The organism is Brevundimonas subvibrioides ATCC 15264 (assembly GCF_000144605.1).
GTDB lineage: Bacteria > Pseudomonadota > Alphaproteobacteria > Caulobacterales > Caulobacteraceae > Brevundimonas > Brevundimonas subvibrioides.
Genome location: NC_014375.1, coordinates 428,944 through 447,928, shown reverse-complemented (window position 1 = coordinate 447,928; position 18,985 = coordinate 428,944). Strand labels below are relative to the sequence as shown.

Annotated in this window: 23 protein-coding genes; 13 read left to right on the top strand and 10 right to left on the bottom strand. The window is 70.2% G+C overall.

Annotated elements, in window-relative coordinates:
* The first annotated feature begins 69 nt into the window (after window positions 1–69).
* A complete protein-coding gene (locus tag BRESU_RS02260) occupies window positions 70–747 on the top strand; it encodes a pre-peptidase C-terminal domain-containing protein (protein WP_013267870.1) in 678 nt (225 codons plus the stop codon).
* Window positions 748–751: 4 nt separating this feature from the next.
* Here the strand turns inward: BRESU_RS02260 and BRESU_RS17270 are convergent, their stop codons facing one another.
* Together BRESU_RS17270 and greA are read right to left on the bottom strand one after the other, a co-directional pair.
* Window positions 752–928: a hypothetical protein gene (locus BRESU_RS17270; RefSeq protein ID WP_013267869.1), complete on the bottom strand. Its 177-nt coding sequence runs from the start codon at window positions 926–928 to the stop codon at window positions 752–754.
* A 100-nt stretch (window positions 929–1,028) separates the two neighbouring features.
* The gene (gene greA, locus BRESU_RS02255) at window positions 1,029–1,505 is read right to left on the bottom strand and encodes a transcription elongation factor GreA (RefSeq protein ID WP_013267868.1); all 477 of its coding nucleotides are present in this window, start codon (window positions 1,503–1,505) and stop codon (window positions 1,029–1,031) included.
* 65 nt (window positions 1,506–1,570) lie between these two features.
* On the opposite strand from greA, the gene BRESU_RS02250 reads away from it, so the two are divergent.
* Together BRESU_RS02250 and BRESU_RS02245 are read left to right on the top strand one after the other, a co-directional pair.
* Window positions 1,571–2,806, top strand: coding sequence for a BaiN/RdsA family NAD(P)/FAD-dependent oxidoreductase (locus BRESU_RS02250; RefSeq protein ID WP_013267867.1), 1,236 nt, complete (start codon window positions 1,571–1,573; stop codon window positions 2,804–2,806).
* The gene (locus BRESU_RS02245) at window positions 2,803–3,951 is read left to right on the top strand and encodes a serine hydrolase domain-containing protein (protein WP_041761224.1); all 1,149 of its coding nucleotides are present in this window, start codon (window positions 2,803–2,805) and stop codon (window positions 3,949–3,951) included. The genes BRESU_RS02250 and BRESU_RS02245 overlap by 4 nt, the downstream gene beginning before the upstream one ends.
* Here BRESU_RS02245 and BRESU_RS02240 read toward each other — a convergent pair.
* Genes BRESU_RS02240 through BRESU_RS02230 form a run of 3 tightly spaced genes read right to left on the bottom strand, consistent with a single transcriptional unit; the run spans window position 3,936 to window position 7,401 of the window.
* Window positions 3,936–5,408, bottom strand: a complete 1,473-nt coding sequence (locus BRESU_RS02240; protein WP_013267865.1) for an MFS transporter — start codon at window positions 5,406–5,408, stop codon at window positions 3,936–3,938. The genes BRESU_RS02245 and BRESU_RS02240 overlap by 16 nt on opposite strands.
* 9 nt (window positions 5,409–5,417) lie before the next feature.
* Window positions 5,418–6,350 carry an EamA family transporter RarD gene (rarD, locus tag BRESU_RS02235; protein WP_013267864.1) on the bottom strand — a complete coding sequence of 311 codons (933 nt, stop codon included), beginning with the start codon at window positions 6,348–6,350 and terminating at the stop codon, window positions 5,418–5,420.
* Between the two features lie 4 nt (window positions 6,351–6,354).
* Complete coding sequence (locus BRESU_RS02230; RefSeq protein WP_013267863.1) at window positions 6,355–7,401, bottom strand: aspartate-semialdehyde dehydrogenase; 1,047 nt, start codon at window positions 7,399–7,401, stop codon at window positions 6,355–6,357.
* Window positions 7,402–7,620: 219 nt separating this feature from the next.
* Between BRESU_RS02230 and zapE the strand changes: the two genes are divergently transcribed.
* A complete protein-coding gene (gene zapE / locus BRESU_RS02225) occupies window positions 7,621–8,727 on the top strand; it encodes a cell division protein ZapE (RefSeq protein WP_013267862.1) in 1,107 nt (368 codons plus the stop codon).
* Between the two features lie 56 nt (window positions 8,728–8,783).
* Complete coding sequence (locus BRESU_RS02220) at window positions 8,784–9,302, top strand: YbjN domain-containing protein (protein ID WP_013267861.1); 519 nt, start codon at window positions 8,784–8,786, stop codon at window positions 9,300–9,302.
* 192 nt (window positions 9,303–9,494) lie between these two features.
* Here the strand turns inward: BRESU_RS02220 and mdh are convergent, their stop codons facing one another.
* Entirely contained in the window at window positions 9,495–10,457 is a 963-nt protein-coding gene (gene mdh / locus BRESU_RS02215; protein ID WP_013267860.1) for a malate dehydrogenase, read from the bottom strand.
* Window positions 10,458–10,615: 158 nt separating this feature from the next.
* Between mdh and BRESU_RS02210 the strand changes: the two genes are divergently transcribed.
* Both BRESU_RS02210 and BRESU_RS02205 read left to right on the top strand, forming a co-directional pair.
* Window positions 10,616–11,506: an SIMPL domain-containing protein gene (locus BRESU_RS02210; RefSeq protein WP_013267859.1), complete on the top strand. Its 891-nt coding sequence runs from the start codon at window positions 10,616–10,618 to the stop codon at window positions 11,504–11,506.
* Window positions 11,506–11,919, top strand: a complete 414-nt coding sequence (locus BRESU_RS02205; RefSeq protein ID WP_013267858.1) for an HIT domain-containing protein — start codon at window positions 11,506–11,508, stop codon at window positions 11,917–11,919. Before BRESU_RS02210 ends, BRESU_RS02205 begins: the two co-directional genes overlap by 1 nt.
* Here BRESU_RS02205 and BRESU_RS16740 read toward each other — a convergent pair.
* Window positions 11,916–12,485, bottom strand: a complete 570-nt coding sequence (locus tag BRESU_RS16740) for a hypothetical protein (protein WP_013267857.1) — start codon at window positions 12,483–12,485, stop codon at window positions 11,916–11,918. The genes BRESU_RS02205 and BRESU_RS16740 overlap by 4 nt on opposite strands.
* 205 nt (window positions 12,486–12,690) lie before the next feature.
* Here BRESU_RS16740 and sdhC point away from each other — a divergent pair, with 205 nt between their 5' ends.
* Genes sdhC through BRESU_RS02170 form a run of 6 tightly spaced genes read left to right on the top strand, consistent with a single transcriptional unit; the run spans window position 12,691 to window position 16,826 of the window.
* The gene (gene sdhC, locus BRESU_RS02195) at window positions 12,691–13,125 is read left to right on the top strand and encodes a succinate dehydrogenase, cytochrome b556 subunit (protein ID WP_013267856.1); all 435 of its coding nucleotides are present in this window, start codon (window positions 12,691–12,693) and stop codon (window positions 13,123–13,125) included.
* Window positions 13,122–13,526: a succinate dehydrogenase, hydrophobic membrane anchor protein gene (gene sdhD, locus BRESU_RS02190; RefSeq protein WP_013267855.1), complete on the top strand. Its 405-nt coding sequence runs from the start codon at window positions 13,122–13,124 to the stop codon at window positions 13,524–13,526. The genes sdhC and sdhD overlap by 4 nt, the downstream gene beginning before the upstream one ends.
* Window positions 13,527–13,532: 6 nt before the next feature.
* Window positions 13,533–15,317 carry a succinate dehydrogenase flavoprotein subunit gene (gene sdhA, locus BRESU_RS02185; protein ID WP_013267854.1) on the top strand — a complete coding sequence of 595 codons (1,785 nt, stop codon included), beginning with the start codon at window positions 13,533–13,535 and terminating at the stop codon, window positions 15,315–15,317.
* A gap of 7 nt (window positions 15,318–15,324) precedes the next feature.
* On the top strand, window positions 15,325–16,122 hold the full coding sequence (locus BRESU_RS02180) for a succinate dehydrogenase iron-sulfur subunit (protein ID WP_013267853.1): 798 nt from the start codon (window positions 15,325–15,327) through the stop codon (window positions 16,120–16,122).
* A gap of 1 nt (window position 16,123) precedes the next feature.
* Complete coding sequence (locus tag BRESU_RS02175; protein WP_013267852.1) at window positions 16,124–16,444, top strand: 2Fe-2S iron-sulfur cluster-binding protein; 321 nt, start codon at window positions 16,124–16,126, stop codon at window positions 16,442–16,444.
* 49 nt (window positions 16,445–16,493) lie between these two features.
* Window positions 16,494–16,826 carry a hypothetical protein gene (locus tag BRESU_RS02170; RefSeq protein WP_013267851.1) on the top strand — a complete coding sequence of 111 codons (333 nt, stop codon included), beginning with the start codon at window positions 16,494–16,496 and terminating at the stop codon, window positions 16,824–16,826.
* A 6-nt stretch (window positions 16,827–16,832) separates the two neighbouring features.
* Here the strand turns inward: BRESU_RS02170 and BRESU_RS02165 are convergent, their stop codons facing one another.
* Genes BRESU_RS02165 through rsmI form a run of 3 tightly spaced genes read right to left on the bottom strand, consistent with a single transcriptional unit; the run spans window position 16,833 to window position 18,969 of the window.
* The gene (locus tag BRESU_RS02165) at window positions 16,833–17,648 is read right to left on the bottom strand and encodes a SirB1 family protein (protein ID WP_013267850.1); all 816 of its coding nucleotides are present in this window, start codon (window positions 17,646–17,648) and stop codon (window positions 16,833–16,835) included.
* Between the two features lie 38 nt (window positions 17,649–17,686).
* Window positions 17,687–18,097 carry a YraN family protein gene (locus BRESU_RS02160; protein ID WP_013267849.1) on the bottom strand — a complete coding sequence of 137 codons (411 nt, stop codon included), beginning with the start codon at window positions 18,095–18,097 and terminating at the stop codon, window positions 17,687–17,689.
* On the bottom strand, window positions 18,094–18,969 hold the full coding sequence (rsmI, locus tag BRESU_RS02155) for a 16S rRNA (cytidine(1402)-2'-O)-methyltransferase (protein ID WP_013267848.1): 876 nt from the start codon (window positions 18,967–18,969) through the stop codon (window positions 18,094–18,096). Before rsmI ends, BRESU_RS02160 begins: the two co-directional genes overlap by 4 nt.
* Window positions 18,970–18,985: the final 16 nt, after the last annotated feature.

The window sequence follows — 18,985 nt, the reverse complement described above, 5'->3', positions numbered from 1 at the left end:
ACGGCGCAATCCGAACACGGTCGCCGCTCTGGGTATCGCTTTTGGGGGAAGGCGAAAATGGGAGAGCGCATGGAACGATCCGGTCGGGGGACTTCGGGACGACTCCTTGCGTTCATCGCTGCCCTGGCCGCCGCGCTGACCGCCGCCCCGGCCGGGTCCCAGATCCGGTCGGGGCCAGGCGAGGCCTCCGATCCCGACACCGAGGCCCGCGCCATCACCCAGATCGTCACGGCGGCGGAAGTCGCGGACTGGGCGCGCGACCGTGGCGACGCCGAGGCCATGCTGGTCGCGTCGCGCATGATGGCCGAGATCCACAACCGCGCCCGCAACGGCGACGCGCCCTTCGTAACCTCCTCGATCCTGCTGGACGAGGCCGAGGCCCTGGCGGCCGACGACCCCTACATCCTGCAGCGGATCCAGCGGCTGCGGTCACCCGACAAGGGGGTACGGTCCTCGCCCTTCGGACCCGGCCCCATCGTGCTGGTGCGGCGCCTCAGGGCGCGTGAGACCTACAGCTTCACCGTCGAGGCGCGGCGCAACGAGGTCCTGCGGGTGGCAGCCATCGGCGACGGCGACACCAACATCGACCTGACCATCCGCGATTCAGCCGGCGTCGTCGTGTGCAACGACGGATCGCGCGACCACTATCCCGTCTGCACCCTGAACCGGCCCCAGCCCGGCACGCTGAGGGTCGAGGTGGTCAATCGCGGCGGGGTGTGGTCGCGCGTGCAGATCCTGACGAACTGAGCCTTCAGGCCTGTTCGTCGGCCTCGTCCGAAGGCGGAGCCCAGTCGGGGTGATCGACGTCCTCGCCCCGGGCCTTGGCGTCCTTCTTGGCCTGCTTGGCCGCGGCCTTGCGCGCCGCCTTTTCCGCGTCGGCCTTGTCGCGTTCCATCCGTTCGAAGCCGTAGTTGGGTTTGCGGGCCATGGAAGATCCTTCTTGAGTGGCGCTAACGCTCCCGACGCGGTCGGTCGCTGCTCGAGCGCCGACGGCGCCTGTCGTGATCAATGTGGGGCGCACCGGCCCTTCAGTCCACCGCGATGATGTCCACAGCCTGTCCGGCGACCACCGCCTCGTCCCCGACCCCCTTGCCGGTGAGGGCGCGGGCGAGGGGGGAGACATGGCTGACGGAGCCGTTCGCCGGGTCCGCCTCGTCCTCGCCGACGATGCGCCAGGTCTGGGTGCGGCCGTCCTCGCGCTCGATGGTGACCGATCCCCCGAAGCGGACGCGGCCCTCCGCGGCGGTCTCGACGACCTGGGCATTGGCGCGCCGCGCGGACCAGTAGCGCAGGTCGCGCGTCGCCCGGGCCATGGCCGTCCGGTCAGCCTCGATCGAGCCGGATGCCTGGGCCGCGCCATAGGCCGCGCGCGCCTGGGCCAGGGCGTCGTCGATCGCGGCGAGGCCCTGGGGCGTCACCAGATTGGCATGGGGGGACACGGGGCGGTCGGGCAGATCGGCGGCCGTGGCCTCCAGATCCTCCTCGCGGGTGAAGGCGACACTCATGATGGTCGAAGCGTATGCGGGACACGGACGTTCCTCCGCAAGGCCCGGCGGGCTAGAGGACGCCCATGACCGAACACCCTGAACCCGCCGTCCACGTCATCGGAGCCGGTCCCGCCGGGCTGATGGCCGCCGAGACCCTGGCCCGCGCCGGCGCGCGCGTCGTCGTCCACGACCGGATGCCGTCGGTGGGGCGCAAATTCCTGATGGCCGGGCGCGGCGGGCTGAACCTGACCCATACCGAGGACCAGCCGGCGTTCCTCGCCCGCTACGGGCCGGCGGAGAGCGCCGTCGCCGCCTGGCTCGACGCCTTCTCGCCCGACGATCTGATCGCCTGGGCGCACGGGCTGGAGCAGCCGACCTTCGTCGGGTCCAGCGGGCGGGTGTTTCCGCGCGCCATGAAGGCCTCGCCCCTGCTGCGGGCCTGGCTGGGGCGGCTGGCCGGCCTGGGGGTCGAGATCCGCACCCGCTCGCGCTGGACCGGCTGGCGCGGCGAGGCCCTGGTGTTCGAGACGCCGGAGGGCGAACGGATCGAGCACCCGGCCGCCACCGTCATGGCCACGGGCGGGGCCAGCTGGCCGAGGCTGGGATCCGACGGGGCCTGGGTGCCGCTGCTCGAGAGCGAGGGCGTCGCGGTGGCGCCGCTGGTGCCCGCCAACGCCGGCTTCGACGTGGCCTGGTCCGAGGTGGTCGCCGACCGGTTCGCCGGGGCGGTGCTGAAGCCCGTCACCCTGACGTTCGGCGGCCGGTCGATCCGGGGCGAGGTCGTGCTGACCCGCTACGGGATCGAGGGCGGGCCGGTCTATGGCCTGTCGTCGGCCCTGCGGGCGGCGCTCGCGGCGGACGGCGGGGCCCTGGTGACGCTAGACCTGCGGCCCGACCTGACCGAGGCGGCGCTGGCCGAACGTCTGGCCCGGCCGCGCGGCAAGGACAGCATGACCAACCACCTGCGCAAGGCCGGCGGCCTGTCGGCGGCCGCAATCGGCGTGCTGCGCGAGATCGGCGACATCCCGCCGGGGTTCGACAAGCTGGCCAAGCGGATCAAGGCGGTGCGGCTGAAGCTGACCGGCATCCAGGGTCTGGACCGGGCCATCTCGACGGCGGGCGGGGTCCGGCTGGAGGGTCTGGATCCCTCCCTGATGACGGTGGCCCGGCCGGGCGTGTTCGTGGCGGGCGAGATGATCGACTGGGAGGCACCCACGGGGGGCTATCTGCTGCAGGCCAGCCTCGCTTCCGGCGTCGTCGCCGCCGAGGGCGCTCTGCGGTGGCGGGCGTCGCAAACGCCGGATATGAGCCCCGCATGACCCTGACCGCCCCCGAGATCTCCGGCCTGTGCCCGCCCCGCTTCGACGCCGTGAAGGACGCCTTCGCGCGGAACTTCACCGACGCGCCCGAGGGCCTGAACGAACAGGCGGCGCGGTTCTCGGTCGTCGTCGCGGGCGAGACGGTCGTCGACCTGTGGGCGGGTTCCGCCGACCCGCGCCAGCAGACGCCCTTCACCGACCGGACCCTGGTCCCCGTCTTCTCGACCGGCAAGGCGGTCATGGCCCTGCTGATGGCCTCGGCCGTCCAGCGCGGCAAGCTGGCCTATGAGGAGAAGGTCGCCAGCCTGTGGCCGGCCTTCGGGGCCGGCGGCAAGGACACGGTCACCGTCGCCCAGATGCTGTCGCACCAGGACGGCCTGCCCGGCTTTTCCGAACCCGTGGATCCCGCCATCTGGTTCGACCAGAGGGCGGTGCTGGACCGGCTGGCGGCCCAGGCCCCGATGTGGCCGCCGGGAAGCGCCTCGGGCTATCACCCCGTCACGGTCGGCTATCTGGCCAATGAGGTCCACCGCCTGGCGGACGGCCGCTCGCTCGGCCAGGCCCTGCGCGAGGACTTCGCCGGGCCCTTCGGTCTCGACCTGTGGATCGGCCTGCCCGAAAGCGAGCACGACCGGGTGGCCGTCCTGCGCAAGCCGTCGGCCGCCGCCAGCCTGGGCCCCGTCGACGCCATCAAGACCGCCGCCTTCCTCGACAAGGGGTCGGCCCCCGGCGGGCGCGGCTCGGCCGAGTGGCGCACGATCGAGATCCCCTCGGCCAACCTGCACGGCACGGCGCTGGATCTCGCCCGGATCATGGGCCTCGTGGCCAATGGCGGTGGGCTCGACGGCAGGACGGTGCTGTCGCCCGACGTTCTGGCCCAGGCGACGAAGGAACGGATCCACGGTCAGGATCTGGTGCTGCCCTATGTCATCAGCTGGGCGGCGGGCCTGATGCGCAATGCGGGCCTGGACATCTTCGGGTCGAACCCGGACGCCCTGGGCCACTGCGGATGGGGCGGCAGCTGCGCCTTCGCCGACCCGTCGGCCCGGCTGTCGGCCGCTTATGTGATGACCCGACAGTCCCCGCACCTGATCGGCGACCCCCGGGCGCAACGGTTGATCGACGCGCTTTACGCGGCGCTCTGAACCCGGCCGGGCGCGGTCAGAAGCCCGATCACCCCGGCGGCGACCGCGCAGGCGGCGCAGGCCAGCATCACCGCCCGATAGGCCCCGTGAAAGGCGTCCACGGCGCGGGCGGACACGCCCGCCTCTCCGCCCGCCATGACCGCTCCCAGCTGGGCCCGCGCATCCGGCGAATCGACGCCCGCCACGAAGACGGCGGACAGCAGGACGCCCAGAAGGGCGATGGCCAGAAGGCCCGCGATCCTCGCCACGGCGTTGTTGACGCCCGACGCCACGCCGGTGTGGCCCGGCTCCACCGCCCCCATGACCGCCGCCGTCAGCGGTCCCACGGCCAGGGTCATGCCGATCGCCAGCACGGTCATCCCCGTCAGAGGCCCGGTAACATAGCCGGCGTCCGGCGACATCAGGGCCAGCAGGGCGAGGCCGACGCCCGCCAGCATCGGCCCGACGCTGAGGGACAGTTTCGCCCCGAACCGGTCGGCGAGCCTTCCCGCCACACCCGAGAACAACCCCATGACCACCGCGAAGGGCAGCATGGCCGACCCCGCCCCGGTCGCGCTCCAGCCGTGGACGCGGATCAGTTCGAACGGGAGGAAGAACATGGCCCCGCTCAGGGCGAAATAGAGCAGCAGGGTCAGGGCGTTGATCCCGCTGAACACGCGCGACCGGAACAGCGTCAGGGGCATCATCGGATGCGCTTCCTTCGCCTCGGCCCACAGGAAGGCGATGAGGAGCAGCAGTCCGCCGCCCAGTCCGGACAGCACGCCGGGATGGGCCCAGCCCAGATCGGGACCCGCCGTCAGACCCCAGATCAGGGCGCCGAGACCACTGATCCCCAGCACCGCGCCCGGCCAGTCCAGCCCTGTGGCCTGCTCATCCCGGCTCTCCGGCACAGCTTTCAGGGCCACGACCACCGTCAGGGCCGCGAGGGGCACATTGATCCAGAAGATGAATCGCCAGTCGGCGTGATCCGCGAGCCAGCCGCCGACCAGAGGCCCGACCATGCCGAACAGGGCCCCCGCGCCGGCCCAGGTCCCGAAGGCGGCGCCCCGTTCCCGCTCCGGAAAATTGGCTCCGATCAGGGCCAGCGCCCCGGGCGTCAGCAGCGCCGCGCCGATGCCCTGCAACGCCCGTCCGGCGATCAGCAGCGAGGCCGTGGGGGCCAGGCCACAGGCGATCGAGGCCAGGGCGAAGACGACCACGCCGATCAGGAACACGCGTTTGCGCCCGAACCGGTCTCCGGCGGCCCCGCCGATCAGGACCAGGGCCCCGAGCGTCAGCAGATAGGCGTTGGAAATCCACTGGGCCGCCGCCGGACCGGCCCCGAGGTCGCGCTGGATCGCGGGAAGGGCGACGCCGAGCGCCGATCCGTCGATGAAGGTCAGGGCCGAGCCCAAGACGGTGGCGGCGAGGATCCAGCGCTTCCGGCCGGCCGACAGGGAAGAAGGTTCAGCGGCCATGGACACAGGCTAGACCTGCAGCGCGCTGTCCGCCAAGGCCCGCCGCGCCGCCCGTGCCCGGAAGAGGGCCGCCGCCGCGAACACACCCGCGCCCAGCCAGATGAAGACGAACGACACCGCGCGGAGCGGCGTGAACGCCTCGCCGGTCGCCAGACCGACGCAGAACTGGAGCGTCGGGGCCAGGAACTGGATGAAACCCATGGTGGACAGCGGCATGCGCCGTGCGGCGTAGGCGAACAGGGCCAGAGGCAGGACCGTCGCCGGCCCGTTCAGCAGGGCCCAGCCGAAGGCCACCGGGCTGGCGAAGGCATGGCCGAGGCCATGCATCTGGAGCCAGGCGACGAACACCAGCCCGAACGGCAGGAGGAACAGGCATTCGATGAACAGGCCGGCCTGGGCCTCGACCGGGATCCGCTTCTTGATGACGCCGTAAGCCCCGAAGCTGAGCGCCAGGGCGATGGAAATCCAGGGGGGCCGGCCGAGGGCCAGGGCCTGGAACAGGACGCCGACGGCCGCCAGCCCGATGGCGGCCCAGCCCCACCGGTCGATCTTCTCGCGGAACAGCCACAGCCCCACGATCATGTTGAGCAGCGGATTGATGTAGTAGCCGAGGCTGGCCTCGAGCGTCGCATGGTGGGTCGTGGCCCAGACGTAGAGGCCCCAGTTGACGGCGATCAGGACCGTCGCCAGCGCCAGCCACGCCAGGGTCCGGGGCTGGCCCAGGACCGCGCGGACCTGACCGGAATGACCGGCCAGAAGGACCAGACCGCCGGCGAACAGCACCGACCACAGGGCGCGGTGCGACAGGATCTCGGGCGCGGAGAATCCCAGCGCCGCCTGAACCATGAACAGCAGGGGCAGAAACCCCCACATGACATAGCAGCCCAGCGCCGACAGGAACGCGGCCCGCGTCGGGGGCGGCACGGGGGTCGGCGGGGCCACGGCCCTAGACCGTCAGGGTGCGGTACCCGCTCTTCGGCTTGATCGTGCCCGTCTCGTCCAGCAGCTGGGCGATCTGGACCGCGTTCAGGGCCGCGCCCTTCCTGAGGTTGTCGGACACGACCCAGAACACCAAGCCGTTCTCGACGGTGTGGTCCTTGCGGATGCGGCTGACATAGACGGCGTGCTCGCCGGCGGCGTCGACGGGCGTGATGTAGCCGTCGTGCTCCTGCTTATCGATCACCTGGATGCCGGGGGCCTCGCGCAGGATGGCTCGCGCCTCGTCCGGGCTGATCGGCTTTTCGAACTCGACCGTCACGGCCTCGGAGTGGCCGACGAAGACCGGCACGCGGACGCAGGTGACCGTCAGCTTGATGGCGGGGTCCAGCATCTTGTGGGTCTCGTCCCACATCTTCTGCTCTTCGTCGGTGTAGCCGTCCTCGTTGAACGACCCGATGAAGGGGATGACGTTGAAGGCGATCTGCTTGGGGAACTTCTTCGGCTTGGCGTCGCCGAGGCCGTAGATGGCCTTGGTCTGGTTCCACAGCTCGTCCATGCCTTCCTTGCCGGCGCCCGACACGGATTGGTAGGTCGAGACGACAACCCGCCTGGCCTTCGCCGCGTCATGCAGGGGCTTCAGCGCCACGACCAGCTGGGCCGTCGAGCAGTTGGGGTTGGCGATGATGTTCTTCTTCGTCGCCAGCTTGATGGCGTCCGGGTTCACCTCGGGCACGATCAGCGGCACGTCGGGGTCCTTGCGGAAGGCCGACGAGTTGTCGATCACCATCGGGCCCAGCTTGCCGATCTTCTCGGACCAGGCGCGCGAGACGTCGCCGCCCGCCGACATCAGGACGATGTCGACCTTCGAGAAATCGAAGCTGTCGATGTCCTGGCATTTGATGGTCTTGTCGCCCCAGGCGACGTCCATGCCCTTGGATTTTCGCGAGGCGACCGCGTGCATCTCGTCCACCGGGAACTCCAGTTCCTCGAGGATGGTCAGCATCTCGCGCCCGACATTGCCGGTGGCGCCCACGATCGCAACGGAATAGCCCATTCTTGTCAGTCCTTCGGACGCGCTGACGCTCGGCTCCCGGAGCCTCGCTGCTCAAACGCATCTTGGTTGGGGGCGCTAACGCTCGGCTTGCGGAGCCTCGCTGCTTGAGCGCCTTGTCTGGGATGCAGAACCACGCGCGTTCCGCCCGTCGCATTTAGTCTTTCGCGTCTGCGAAGCAATGCTTTTCACCGTCAGCCGGCACGTCTATGCCCCAGTTCCATGCCGTCCCGCATTGCCCGTGCTTATGAAAACCGCCTGAAACAGGGGCTGCTGACCCGCGACCCGGCCCAGAAGACGGCCGTCGCGGCCCTGTCCCGGCTCGAGATCGACCTGGGGAAGCGAAAGCTGTTCGGCGGCACCCCGGAGGTGCGCGGCGTCTATCTGTGGGGCCCGCCCGGTCGGGGCAAATCCATCCTGATGGACCTGTTCTTCGTCTGCGCGCCCGAGCCGCGAAAGACCCGGGCCCATTTCCACGCCTTCATGGCGCGGGTCCACGACCTGATCCGACAGTGGCGCGAGGGCGATCGCAAGGCCCGGCAGGGCGTGTTCGGCACCCACAAGGGCGACGATCCCATCGGCCCCGTCGCGGCCCTGATCGCGTCGGAGGCGCGCCTGCTGTGCTTCGACGAGCTGCAGGTGACCGACATCGCCGACGCCATGATCCTGGGCCGGCTGTTCGACGCCCTGTTCGAGAAGAAGGTCGTCGTCTGCATCACCTCCAACCGCGCGCCCGACCAGCTCTACAAGGACGGGATCAACCGGCCGCTGTTCACCCCCTTCATCGATCGCATCGTCGACCGCTGCGAGGTCGTGGCGCTGTCGGGCGCCCGCGACTGGCGCCTGGACCGGCTGAAGGCCTCGGGCGTCTGGCATGACGCGGGGGATCGCGCCGGGTTCGAACAGCTCTGGGACGATCTGCGCGGGGGCATGCCCGAGTGTCCGGCCCATCTGGAGGTCCTGGGTCGCGACGTCCGGGTGGACCGCACGGCCGGTGGACTGGCGCGCGCCACCTTCGACCAGCTGTGCGACACGCCCCTGGGGCCGCAGGACTATCTGGCCGTGGCGCGGCGGTTCCATACCGTGTTCATCGAGGACATTCCGGTCCTGACACCGGACCGACGGCAGGCGGCGCGGCGGTTCGTGACCCTGATCGATGCCCTGTATGAAGCCCGGACCCGAATTGTCGTGCTGGCCGCCGGCGCGCCGCAGACCCTCTATCCGGCCGGCGACGGGGCCTTCGAGTTCGAGCGCACGGTGTCGCGCCTGAACGAGATGTCGAGCGCCTCCTGGCTGGAAACGGCGGCGGACCGTTCGGACCCGGGCTGATGTCGCCACACGGCCGCAATCGCGGCTAGGATGGGCAACCGTCCAGGAGCCTGCCGATGAAACTCGCCGTCCTACTCGCCTCATGCGCCGTGATCGCTTCCCCCGCAGGGGCGCAGACGGCCGCGCCGGGCACCTGGAAGGGCCTGACGGTGGCCGAGATCACCGGCCAGCTGACCGCCTCGGGCCTCGTCGTGGAGGCCCCGCAGGCCCAGGGCGACCGGGTCTATATCCCCGTCACCGACGGTGCGGTGCGGTCGATCGTGACGCTGTTTTCATGCAGCGACGGCGCCTGTCCCGATGTGCAGTTCACGGCCGCCTTCGCGGGGCCCCAGGCCACGCCCGACATCGTCACCCGCTGGAATGCGGAGCGGCGGTTCGTGAAGGCCTTCTATGCGGTGTCGGGGGAGGCCGAAGAGGGTCAGGCCGTGGCGCAGTACGACATCCTGCTGGTCCCGGCGGTCGGCCCGTCCCAGCTGGACGATCCGATCCAGGTCTGGCGCAGCCTGTCCAACGACCTGGGGCGCACGGTCACCGTGGCCGCGAACGCCGCGCCGGCGGTTCCCCCGGCCCAGTAGACCCGGCTCCTCCCTGCGCCGCTGGCGTGGGGAGTTGGATCCGTAGCGAAGCGAAGGAGACGGAGGGGTTCCGGGTGCACGAGACCCCCTCCGTCAGCTCGCAAGGGCTCGCTGCCACCTCCCCATCCCTTCGGGACGGGGAGGAGACGTGGCGCTCAAGCAGCGCGCGACCGCGTCGCGCGCGTCAGCGCCCTATGCCAGGGACGCGTCGATGTCCTTGCAGGCCTGGATCAGGCCCTGGACGGACTCGACCGACTTCTTGAACATGGCCTTCTCGTCGTCGTTGGTGGTGAACTCGATCACCTTCTCCACGCCACCGGCACCCAGCAGGGCGGGCACGCCGACGTAGAGGTCCGACAGGCCGTATTCGCCCGACAGCCAGACGGCGCAGGGCAGGACGCGCTTTTGGTCCAGCAGATAGGATTTGGCCATGGCGATGGCGCTTTCGGCCGGGGCGTAGAAGGCCGAACCGGTCTTCAGCAGGGCGACGATCTCGCCGCCGCCCTTGCGGGTCCGGTCGACGATGGCGTCCAGGTCACCTTGCGACAGCAGGCCGGCCGCGACGGCGTCGGGCAGGGGCAGGCCGCCGATGGTCGAGTGGCGCACCATCGGCACCATGTCGTCGCCGTGACCGCCCAGGGTCCAGGCGTGGATGTCCTGCACCGAGACGCCGGTCTTTTCCGCCAGGAAATAGGCGAAGCGGGCCGAATCCAGCACGCCGGCCATGCCGACGACCTTCTCCTTGGGGAGCCCTGAGAATTTCTGCAGGGCCCAGACCATGGCGTCCAGCGGGTTGGTGATGCAGATGACGAAGGCGTCGGGAGCGTGGGCCTTGATGCCCTCGCCGACGGCCTTCATGACCTTCAGATTGATGCCGATCAGGTCGTCGCGGCTCATGCCGGGCTTGCGCGGCACGCCGGCGGTGACGATGCAGACGTCGGCGCCCGCGATGTCGGCGTAGTCGTTGGCGCCCTTCAGCGAGACGTCCGAGCCGAACACGGCGGTGGCCTCGGCGATGTCCAGCGCCTTGCCCTGCGGCGTGCCCTCGGCGATGTCGAACAGGATCACGTCGCCCAGGGCTTCGCGCGCGGCCACGTGGGCCAGGGTGCCGCCGATCATTCCGGCGCCGATGAGGGCGATCTTCGCGCGAGCCATAGAGTGTTCTCCGTAAGGGCCTTGTTGCGGTGCGATGTCAGAAACCGTCGGGCGGCGGTCTAGACCCGGTGCGGCAGGGTCGCAAGCGGGGAAGCGGGGGTTTACCGGCGACGATCGTCCTGCGACGGTCCTCGCCTCACAGACGAGGAGCCGACCCCATGCGCGCACCCTTCGCCGCCGCCCTTCTTCTCTCCGCCATCGCCGCGCCCGCGCTGGCCCAGACCCCGCCGGCCACCATCGGCCAGCAATATGTCCCCGCCCCCTGGTGGATGCGCGACCCGGTGATCGCCTCGATCGGCTATGTCCGGGTGGAGCTCCAGGCCAATCGCGCGGGGTTCTCGGCCACCTTCCAGGTCGTGGACCGCAGCGTCGCCGACGCGTCGCGCAAGGCCGCCGACCAGGTCCGGGCGCTGAGCCAGACGCTGGCGGCCTATGGCGTCGAAAAGGTCCGCGTCGAGACCAGCCTGTCGACCCAGCCGCTGTATGACCAGTACCGCGACGAGAACGGGATCCTGCGCGACAACACCCGGGCCGACCGGATCGAACGCTATCAGGCCCAGGCCACGGTCAGCCTGTCGGTCCGCGACGTCGCCCTGCTGGAGCGGATCTACGCCACCGTCGTGGCGTCCCAGCCCAACTCGATCAGCCAGGTCTATTTCAACCTGGAGCCGGACAATGTCGCCAAGACCAACCTGGCCGGTGCAGCCATGCGCGACGCCCGGACCCGCGCCGAGGCGGCCGCGCAGAACGCGGGAGCGACCCTGGGGTCCGTCCGGGTGATCGATCCGACCGGGCGCGCCTGCCAGACCGACGTGCTGGCCGGCTGGCCGTCCTACGGGTCCGGCGCGTCGCAGGCGACGACCGTGGATGAAATGGTCGTCACGGGAAGCCGTGCGCGCGCCGAGATGGCCATGGCCCCGCCGCCGCCGCCACCGCCCGCTCCGGGCCAGGCCCCCAGCGAGGCCCAGATCGAGGCGGCGCGGCTGGCGCTGCAGCCGCCCCTGCAGACCCTGACCGACCAGGCCTGCGTGGTCTACGGGTTGAACTGATGGCCGGATTCGCCGTCGACCCGGCCTTCGCGGCCGGGTCGGTCTTCGTCGCCGACGGGGACCTGTGTCAGGTGCGGCTTCAGGACGACGCGCGGTTTCCGTGGCTTATCCTGATTCCCCGGGTGGCCGGCGCGGTGGAGCTGGACGACCTGTCCGAGGCCGACCGTATCCGTCTGATGACCGAGATCGTGGCGGCCGGAGACCGGGTCCGCGCGCTGGGCGACGCCTCCGGACGGCCGGTCGAGAAGCTGAACGTCGCCGCCATCGGCAATGTCACGGCCCAGCTGCATGTCCATATCGTCGGGCGGCGTCGCGACGACGGCCTGTGGCCCGACCCGGTCTGGGGCCGGGGCCCGGCCCTGCCCTATGGCGACCGGCTGGCGCAGGCGGTGGCCTGGGTGGCGGCGGCCTAGCGCGACAGGGTCACCGGCACCGCGCGGCCGTCCTGCAGGAGTTCGCCGGTCCAGCCCGGGCCGTCGGGCCGCACGGTCAGCTCGCCCCCGGCCCAGGCCAGGCTCACCGAGGCCTCGGACCGTTCCGACCGCTCGATGACGCCCAGTGACGCGATCCCGCCGTCCTTTCGCCAGGCCCCCTCAATCGGCTTGGCGGCGCCCGCGTCCATCAGGGCCAGCGACAGGACCGTGGCGCCCGAAGCGTCCTGCACGCGCCAGATCCCGTCGAGCGGCCCCATGCGCGCGTCCATCGTGCGTTCCGCCTGGGTGACGCCCCGGGTGTAGGCCTCGTCGGCCGTGGACGGAGGGTATTCGTAGCTGCCGCTGTAGGCCTCGACCGCGACCGGGCGGGTGATCGGGCGGCGTCTCGGATCGCCGCCGCCGTCCCCCTCTTCCGTGACGCGCCCGAAGTTGGACGGCGGTTCGAACGGTCGCACCACGGGCGGCTCGTACAGGCGCGCGCCGTAGGCGACGGCCGCGTCTTGAGCGGAGGAAAGACCGAGGGAAATCAGGGCAATCACCAGCATGTCAACAGACTGTCGCCTGTCGTGGCGCATGGCTAGTGCTTACGGCGAACACGCGAAATCGTGATCGGTTCCCCCGACGCAGAGCCACGCGCCGGGCGTGCGGCCGTTTGCAGCGCAGCATCGCGTTGACACCCCCCCGCGGCGGTCCTTAAAGCCATGCGCACCGGGCCTTCGCCCGACTTTTCTGGTTTCGAGAACCATTCGCATGTCGAACGCCCCGCCGGATCGGATCGTGATCCAGCCCAACGGCCGCCCCCGTCCCCTGTCGCCGCACCTTCAGACCTGGCGGTGGCACATCACCATGACCGCCTCGATCCTGTTCCGGTTCACCATCGGCGCGATCAGCGTCGGGGCCCTGATCGGGGTCGCCTGGCTCGCGGCCGTCGCCTTCGGCCCGGCGGCCTATGCGTCGGCGCTGGGCCTGGCGGGATCGTGGTTCGGCCTGATCGTCGGTTTCGGACTGACCGTCGTGCTGTTCTCGCTGCTGCTGAACGGCGGTCGCCACCTGATCAACGACACCGGACGCGGGCTGACGATCAAGTCGGCCGACCTGCTGTCGAACATCGCCGTCTACGGCCCCGTGCCCCTGGCCGTCCTGTTCTTCATCGCCCTGTTCGCCTCGGGAAGGATTTCGCTGTGAGCCATCCCGCCCAATACCGGAACGGCGTCCGCGTCTCGGAACGTCACGGGGCCGGCGAGTGGACGCTGGAGAAGATCCTGCTCGCGGCCCTGATGCCGCTGGGCCTGTGGGTCGCCTCGACCGCCTTCACCCTGTCGGGTCAGGGCTATGACATTGTCCTGCAGTGGTTCGCCAGCCCGGTGAACGCCGCGCTGCTGGCCGCGACGGCGCTGATCCTCTTCGGTTTCGCCAGCCTGGCGTGGAAGGTGATCATCGAGGACTACATCCATGTCGCAGGCACCAAGGCCTTGTTGATCGGCCTGGTGAACCTGATCTGTCTCGCAGCGGCGGCGGCGAGCGTTTTCTTCATCGTGCGGCTGGCGCTGGGGTCGGCGCCGCTGCCGGCCGGTTTCGGGATCTGACGACTGATGGCTGCTTATGAATTCGTCGATCACGCCTACGACGTCGTCGTCGTGGGGGCCGGGGGCTCGGGCCTGCGCGCTGCGCTGGGCGCCGCCCAGCAGGGCCTGAAGGTCGCCTGCGTCACCAAGGTCTTCCCGACCCGCTCCCACACCGTGGCGGCCCAGGGCGGCATCTCGGCCGCGCTCGGCAACATGGGCGAGGACTCGTGGAAATGGCACATGTACGACACCGTCAAGGGGTCGGACTGGCTGGGCGACCAGGACGCCATCGAATATCTGGTCCGCGAGGCCCCCAAGGCCGTCTACGAACTGGAGCACTGGGGCGTGCCCTTCAGCCGCACCGACGACGGCAAGATCTACCAGCGCGCCTTCGGCGGCATGACCAAGAATTACGGCGAAGGCCCGGTCCAGCGGACCTGCGCCGCCGCCGACCGCACCGGCCACGCCATCCTGCACACCCTGTACGGCCAGTCCGTGCGCCGCGAGGTCGAGTTCTTCATCGAGTATTTCGCGCTCGACCTGATCATGGACAACGGGGCCTGCACCGGCGTAACGGCGTGGAAGCTGGACGACGGCACCCTGCACCGGTTCAACGCCAAGCTCGTGATCCTGGCCACCGGCGGATACGGCCGCGCCTATTTCAGCGCCACCTCGGCCCACACCTGCACCGGCGACGGCAATGCCATGGTGCTGCGCGCGGGCCTGCCGCTGCAGGACATGGAGTTCGTCCAGTTTCACCCGACCGGCATCTACGGCGCCGGCTGCCTGATCACCGAAGGCGCCCGCGGCGAGGGCGGCTATCTGACCAACTCCGAAGGCGAGCGGTTCATGGAACGCTACGCCCCGTCGGCCAAGGATCTGGCCAGCCGCGACGTCGTCAGCCGCTCCATGACCATGGAGATCCGCGAGGGTCGCGGCGTCGGTCCGAACAAGGACCACATCAACCTGCACCTGGATCACCTCGACCCGGCCGTGCTGCACGAACGCCTGCCGGGCATCAGTGAATCGGCCAAGATCTTCGCCGGCGTGGATGTGACCAAGGAGCCGATCCCGGTCATCCCGACCGTCCACTACAACATGGGCGGCATCCCCACGAACTATCACGGCGAGGTCCTGACCAAGGTGGGCGGCAACGCCGACACCGTCGTGCCCGGCCTGATGGCCGTCGGCGAGGCGGCCTGCGTTTCGGTTCACGGCGCCAACCGTCTGGGCTCCAACTCCCTGACCGACCTGGTCGTCTTCGGCCGGGCCGCGGGCCTGCGCGCCGGCGAGGTCGTGGACAAGGCGTCGGCCGTTCCGGTCGCCACCGCCGCCCACACCGACAGCCACCTGGCCCGTCTCGATCGCTTCCGCCATGCCTCGGGTTCGACCCCGACGGCGAAGCTGCGCGGCGAGATGCAGCGGGCCATGCAGTCCGACGCGGCCGTGTTCCGCACCGGCGAGACCCTGGCCGAGGGCGTCGCCAAGCTGCGCGACATCCATGCGCGCGGGGCCGATATCCAGACCACCGATCGCGGCATGATCTGGAACACCGACCTGGTCGAGACTCTGGAATACGACAACCTGATCGACCAGGCCCTGGTCACGATCGAGAGCGCCGCAAACCGCAAGGAAAGCCGTGGGGCTCACGCCCGCGAGGACTTCCCCGATCGCCACGACGAGGAGTGGATGAAGCACACCCTGGCCTGGAAGAAGCCCGGCGAAGGCGTCGTCATCGACTACCGCCCGGTCCACGAATACACGATGTCTTCGGACATCGATTATATCAAACCCAAGGCGCGGGTTTACTGAGGAACCGATGGTCCAGCTCACCCTCCCCAGGGGCTCCAAGCCCACGGCCGGCAAGGTCCACAAGGCTCCGGCCGGTGCCCGGAACGTCAAGACCTACAAGGTCTATCGCTACGACCCCGAGGTCGACGCCGATCCGCGCTGGGACCTCTACGAGGTCTCGGCCGACGACCACGGCCCGATGCTTCTGGACGCCCTGATCCACATCAAGTCCACCATCGACCCGACGCTGGCCTTCCGCCGCTCGTGTCGCGAGGGCATCTGCGGCTCCTGTTCGATGAACATCGACGGCCGCAACACCCTGGCCTGCACCAAGGGCTGGGACGAGTGCTCGTCCTCGACCATCGCCATCAATCCGCTGCCGCACCAGCCGGTGGTCAAGGATCTGGTGACCGATCTGACGCTGTTCTACGCCCAGTACGACTCGATCAAGCCGTACCTGCAGTCCGACGACCCGGATCCCACCACCGAGCGCCTGCAGTCGCCGGAGGACCGCGCCAAGCTGGACGGCCTGTACGAGTGCATCCTGTGCGCCTGCTGCTCGACCTCCTGCCCCAGCTACTGGTGGAACCAGACCGAGTACCTCGGCCCGGCCGCCCTGCTTCAGTCCTACCGCTGGATCTCCGACAGCCGCGACGACCAGACCCAGGCCCGCCTCGACGACCTCGAGGACCCGTTCAAGCTCTACCGCTGCCACACGATCATGAACTGCGCCCAGGTCTGCCCCAAGGGGCTGAACCCGGCCAAGGCCATCGCCGAGACCAAGAAGCTGATGATCGCGCCAGACCGCAAGAAGCAGGCTGCCTAGGGTGGCTCGCGTCACCTACATCGAGCATGACGGCCGCGAACATGTCGTGGAGGTCAAGCCGGGCCTCAGCGTCATGGAAGGGGCCGTCCGCAACAATGTGCCCGGCATCGACGCGGACTGCGGCGGGGCCTGCGCCTGCGCCACCTGCCACGTCTATGTCGACGAGGCCTGGCGCGAAAAGGCGGGCAAGGCCTCGGCCATGGAAGAGTCCATGCTGGACTTCGCCGAGGCGGTCGAGCCGAACTCCCGCCTGTCCTGCCAGATCCGCGTGAGCGACGCGCTCGACGGTCTGATCGTCCGGTTGCCCGCCAACCAGCACTGAGCCGACCCCCCTGTTGAGGCCATGTCGGGCCTCCGCGCGTTCCTGTGATGTGTCCCTGTCCAGTCCCCACGATCGTCGCGTTCAGACACGCCAGCCGGCCAATGATCGGGGTGTCGTCATCGTCGACGGTCGCGAGGTCGGCTGCCTGATCACCGACCATTCCGACGGGGGCGTGAGGCTGCGGCTGGACCGCGCCGCCGGCCTGACCCGAACGGTCACGCTCGTCGACGTCGGAAAGGCCCAGGCGTTCGACGCCACGCTCGCCTGGCAGAAGGGGATCGAGGCCGGGCTGAAACTGGGTCAGGGCGCGAGCGTGCGGGGTCTGGTGCCGTCGCGCCTGCTGGCGGCGCGTGAGGCCTGGGTCCGCGCCAGCGGCCGCTGACGGTCTTCAGTTCAGCCTGAGCCGCAACCGGTCCATGCTGGCGCGGTGCACCTGTTCGTCCTGACCCGACACGGCGCGGGCCCGGGCGAGGGCCTCGAGCGCGCCGGCGAGAGCCCCCTGTTTCTCGCGTGCGGCGGCGACATCCAGCCAGGGCCGGTGATCGTCGGGATCGAGCAGGGCGCGCCGCACAGCCGACCGCTCGGCACAGAGATAGTCCTCGCACCGGATGGCGCGGCTGAAGAGGACGTTCTGCAGCCGGATCAGGGCCTCCCGGTCCGTCACGGGGGCCATGAGCAGGTCCAGCCGGTCGGCGACATGCGGCGTCAGGCCGGCGCGCAGGGCCCGGCGCGTCAGTTCCGACGGCATCACGATACGGCCCTCGCTGAAGGGATCCAGGGCCACCGGCCCGGCGGGGGTCTCGACCCGCAGCAGGAAATGGTTCGGAAAGTCCACGCCATAGGCCTTCAGTCCGGCACGGCGCGCGGCGTCCAGATAGAAGACCGCCAGGGCCGCCGACAGGCCGCGGCGGCGCTCCGCCACGGCGATGACATCGGTGTTCGCCGCGTCGTCGTAGTGGAGCAGATCGCCGTTCAGGCGCAGATCGGCGGCCATGGTCTCGGCCAGGGCATCGTCCGGGCTTTCGCCGCCGATCCGCTCCGCCAGTCGTTCATACGCGGCCTGGGCGAGTCGCCGGGCCGGCTCGGGGTCGCGAAACGGATAGTCGTGGATCGCGCAGGCGATCGCCGCCTCCAGCAAAGGGAAGGTTTCGTCCGCGGCCCGGCCGGCCTCGGCCAGCACGTCCTCCGCTTCCTCGCGTGTCATGGCGACGTCCCCCGACGGCGCGTTCCAGGACGCTGGAACTACAGCCCACGACGATGACGCGGAAACCGGCCGGACGCCAGCGCCACAGTATCTATCCGCAGTATCAAGCCCTTAAGACCGGGTCTTTGGCGCAACACTGCCTCACCCGCAGCCCGCAGACGCTCCAGCTGGGCCGGCTTCAGCGCCGTCAGGGCCGCCTCAAGCGTGGCACGGCGCTTGACCTCCACCACGGCCAGAACGCCGCCCTTCCGCGCCAGGATGTCGATCTCGGCACCTTTCGTTTTCAGCCGGAAGCCCAGGATCTGATAGCCCTTCAGCATCAGCCAGAGGGCGGCGATCCACTCCGCGCCGTGGCCCTCGACGAAGGCGCGACCACCCCTGGCCCGACGGTGGTCGGAGGGCGGCCGGACCGGCGGCGGGGCCGGGCGTCGGACCCGCCCGGGTTTCATCCGCGCCCCTGAAGCTCCAGGGCCCGGCGATAGAGGGCCTTCCGGGGCAGGTCGAGCGCGCGCGACACCTCCGAGGCCGCCTCGCCGGGGGCCAGCCGCGCCATGGCCTCGGTCAGGGCCGCGTCGGCATCGGCGGCGCTGGCGGTCTCGGTCTCGCCCGGACCGACCACCACGACGATCTCGCCCTTGGGTCCGTCCAGAGCCGGGTCGGCCGCCAGGGCGTCCAGCGGTCCGCGCACGCAGGTCTCGAACATCTTGGTCAGCTCGCGACACACCGCCGCCGGGCGCGGGCCCAGCACGGCGGCCATGTCGGTCAGGCTGGCCCGCAGCCGGGGCCCGCTCTCGAAGAAGACCAGGGTCTGGCGCGCGCCCTTCAGCTCGGCCAGCATCGCCTGGCGGCCGGCCGATTTCGGCGGCAGGAATCCCGCGAACAGCACCCGGTCCGCCGGCAAGCCGGACAGCACCAGGGCCGCCAGAAGGCTGGACGCGCCGGGGATCGGATGCACCGGCAGGCCCGCCGCGATCACGGCCCGCGCCACGACGAAGCCGGGATCGGACACCACCGGCGTCCCCGCATCGGACACGAGCGCCACCACGGCCCCCTCGCCGATCCTCTGGATCGCCAGTTCGGCGGCATGGGCCGAGGCATGGTCGTCGCACCGCTCGAGCCTGGCCTTCAGGCCGTAGGCGGAGAGCAGCTTGGCCGAGACCCGCGTGTCCTCGGCCAGGACCAGATCGGCCGCGGCCAGTACGTCCAGCGCCCTCAGCGTCATGTCCCGCAGGTTCCCGATCGGGGTCGAGACCAGATACAGGCCCGGCGAGACCGGCCGGGGCGGCGGGGCGGTCGGCGGAAAGGGGCTGGGCTCGGTCATCGCGCGACCGTGACAG

Excerpts from the sequence above, each read along its gene's own strand:
- BRESU_RS02260 (WP_013267870.1), top strand. The coding sequence starts at position 70 with ATGGAACGATCCGGTCGGGGGACTTCGGGACGACTCCTTGCGTTCATC.
- BRESU_RS17270 (WP_013267869.1), bottom strand. The coding sequence starts at position 928 with ATGGCCCGCAAACCCAACTACGGCTTCGAACGGATGGAACGCGACAAG.
- greA (WP_013267868.1), bottom strand. The coding sequence starts at position 1,505 with ATGAGTGTCGCCTTCACCCGCGAGGAGGATCTGGAGGCCACGGCCGCC.
- BRESU_RS02250 (WP_013267867.1), top strand. The coding sequence starts at position 1,571 with ATGACCGAACACCCTGAACCCGCCGTCCACGTCATCGGAGCCGGTCCC.
- BRESU_RS02245 (WP_041761224.1), top strand. The coding sequence starts at position 2,803 with ATGACCCTGACCGCCCCCGAGATCTCCGGCCTGTGCCCGCCCCGCTTC.
- BRESU_RS02240 (WP_013267865.1), bottom strand. The coding sequence starts at position 5,408 with ATGGCCGCTGAACCTTCTTCCCTGTCGGCCGGCCGGAAGCGCTGGATC.
- BRESU_RS02230 (WP_013267863.1), bottom strand. The coding sequence starts at position 7,401 with ATGGGCTATTCCGTTGCGATCGTGGGCGCCACCGGCAATGTCGGGCGC.
- zapE (WP_013267862.1), top strand. The coding sequence starts at position 7,621 with ATGCCGTCCCGCATTGCCCGTGCTTATGAAAACCGCCTGAAACAGGGG.
- BRESU_RS02220 (WP_013267861.1), top strand. The coding sequence starts at position 8,784 with ATGAAACTCGCCGTCCTACTCGCCTCATGCGCCGTGATCGCTTCCCCC.
- mdh (WP_013267860.1), bottom strand. The coding sequence starts at position 10,457 with ATGGCTCGCGCGAAGATCGCCCTCATCGGCGCCGGAATGATCGGCGGC.
- BRESU_RS02210 (WP_013267859.1), top strand. The coding sequence starts at position 10,616 with ATGCGCGCACCCTTCGCCGCCGCCCTTCTTCTCTCCGCCATCGCCGCG.
- BRESU_RS02205 (WP_013267858.1), top strand. The coding sequence starts at position 11,506 with ATGGCCGGATTCGCCGTCGACCCGGCCTTCGCGGCCGGGTCGGTCTTC.
- BRESU_RS16740 (WP_013267857.1), bottom strand. The coding sequence starts at position 12,485 with ATGCTGGTGATTGCCCTGATTTCCCTCGGTCTTTCCTCCGCTCAAGAC.
- sdhC (WP_013267856.1), top strand. The coding sequence starts at position 12,691 with ATGTCGAACGCCCCGCCGGATCGGATCGTGATCCAGCCCAACGGCCGC.
- sdhA (WP_013267854.1), top strand. The coding sequence starts at position 13,533 with ATGGCTGCTTATGAATTCGTCGATCACGCCTACGACGTCGTCGTCGTG.
- BRESU_RS02180 (WP_013267853.1), top strand. The coding sequence starts at position 15,325 with ATGGTCCAGCTCACCCTCCCCAGGGGCTCCAAGCCCACGGCCGGCAAG.
- BRESU_RS02165 (WP_013267850.1), bottom strand. The coding sequence starts at position 17,648 with ATGACACGCGAGGAAGCGGAGGACGTGCTGGCCGAGGCCGGCCGGGCC.
- BRESU_RS02160 (WP_013267849.1), bottom strand. The coding sequence starts at position 18,097 with ATGAAACCCGGGCGGGTCCGACGCCCGGCCCCGCCGCCGGTCCGGCCG.
- rsmI (WP_013267848.1), bottom strand. The coding sequence starts at position 18,969 with ATGACCGAGCCCAGCCCCTTTCCGCCGACCGCCCCGCCGCCCCGGCCG.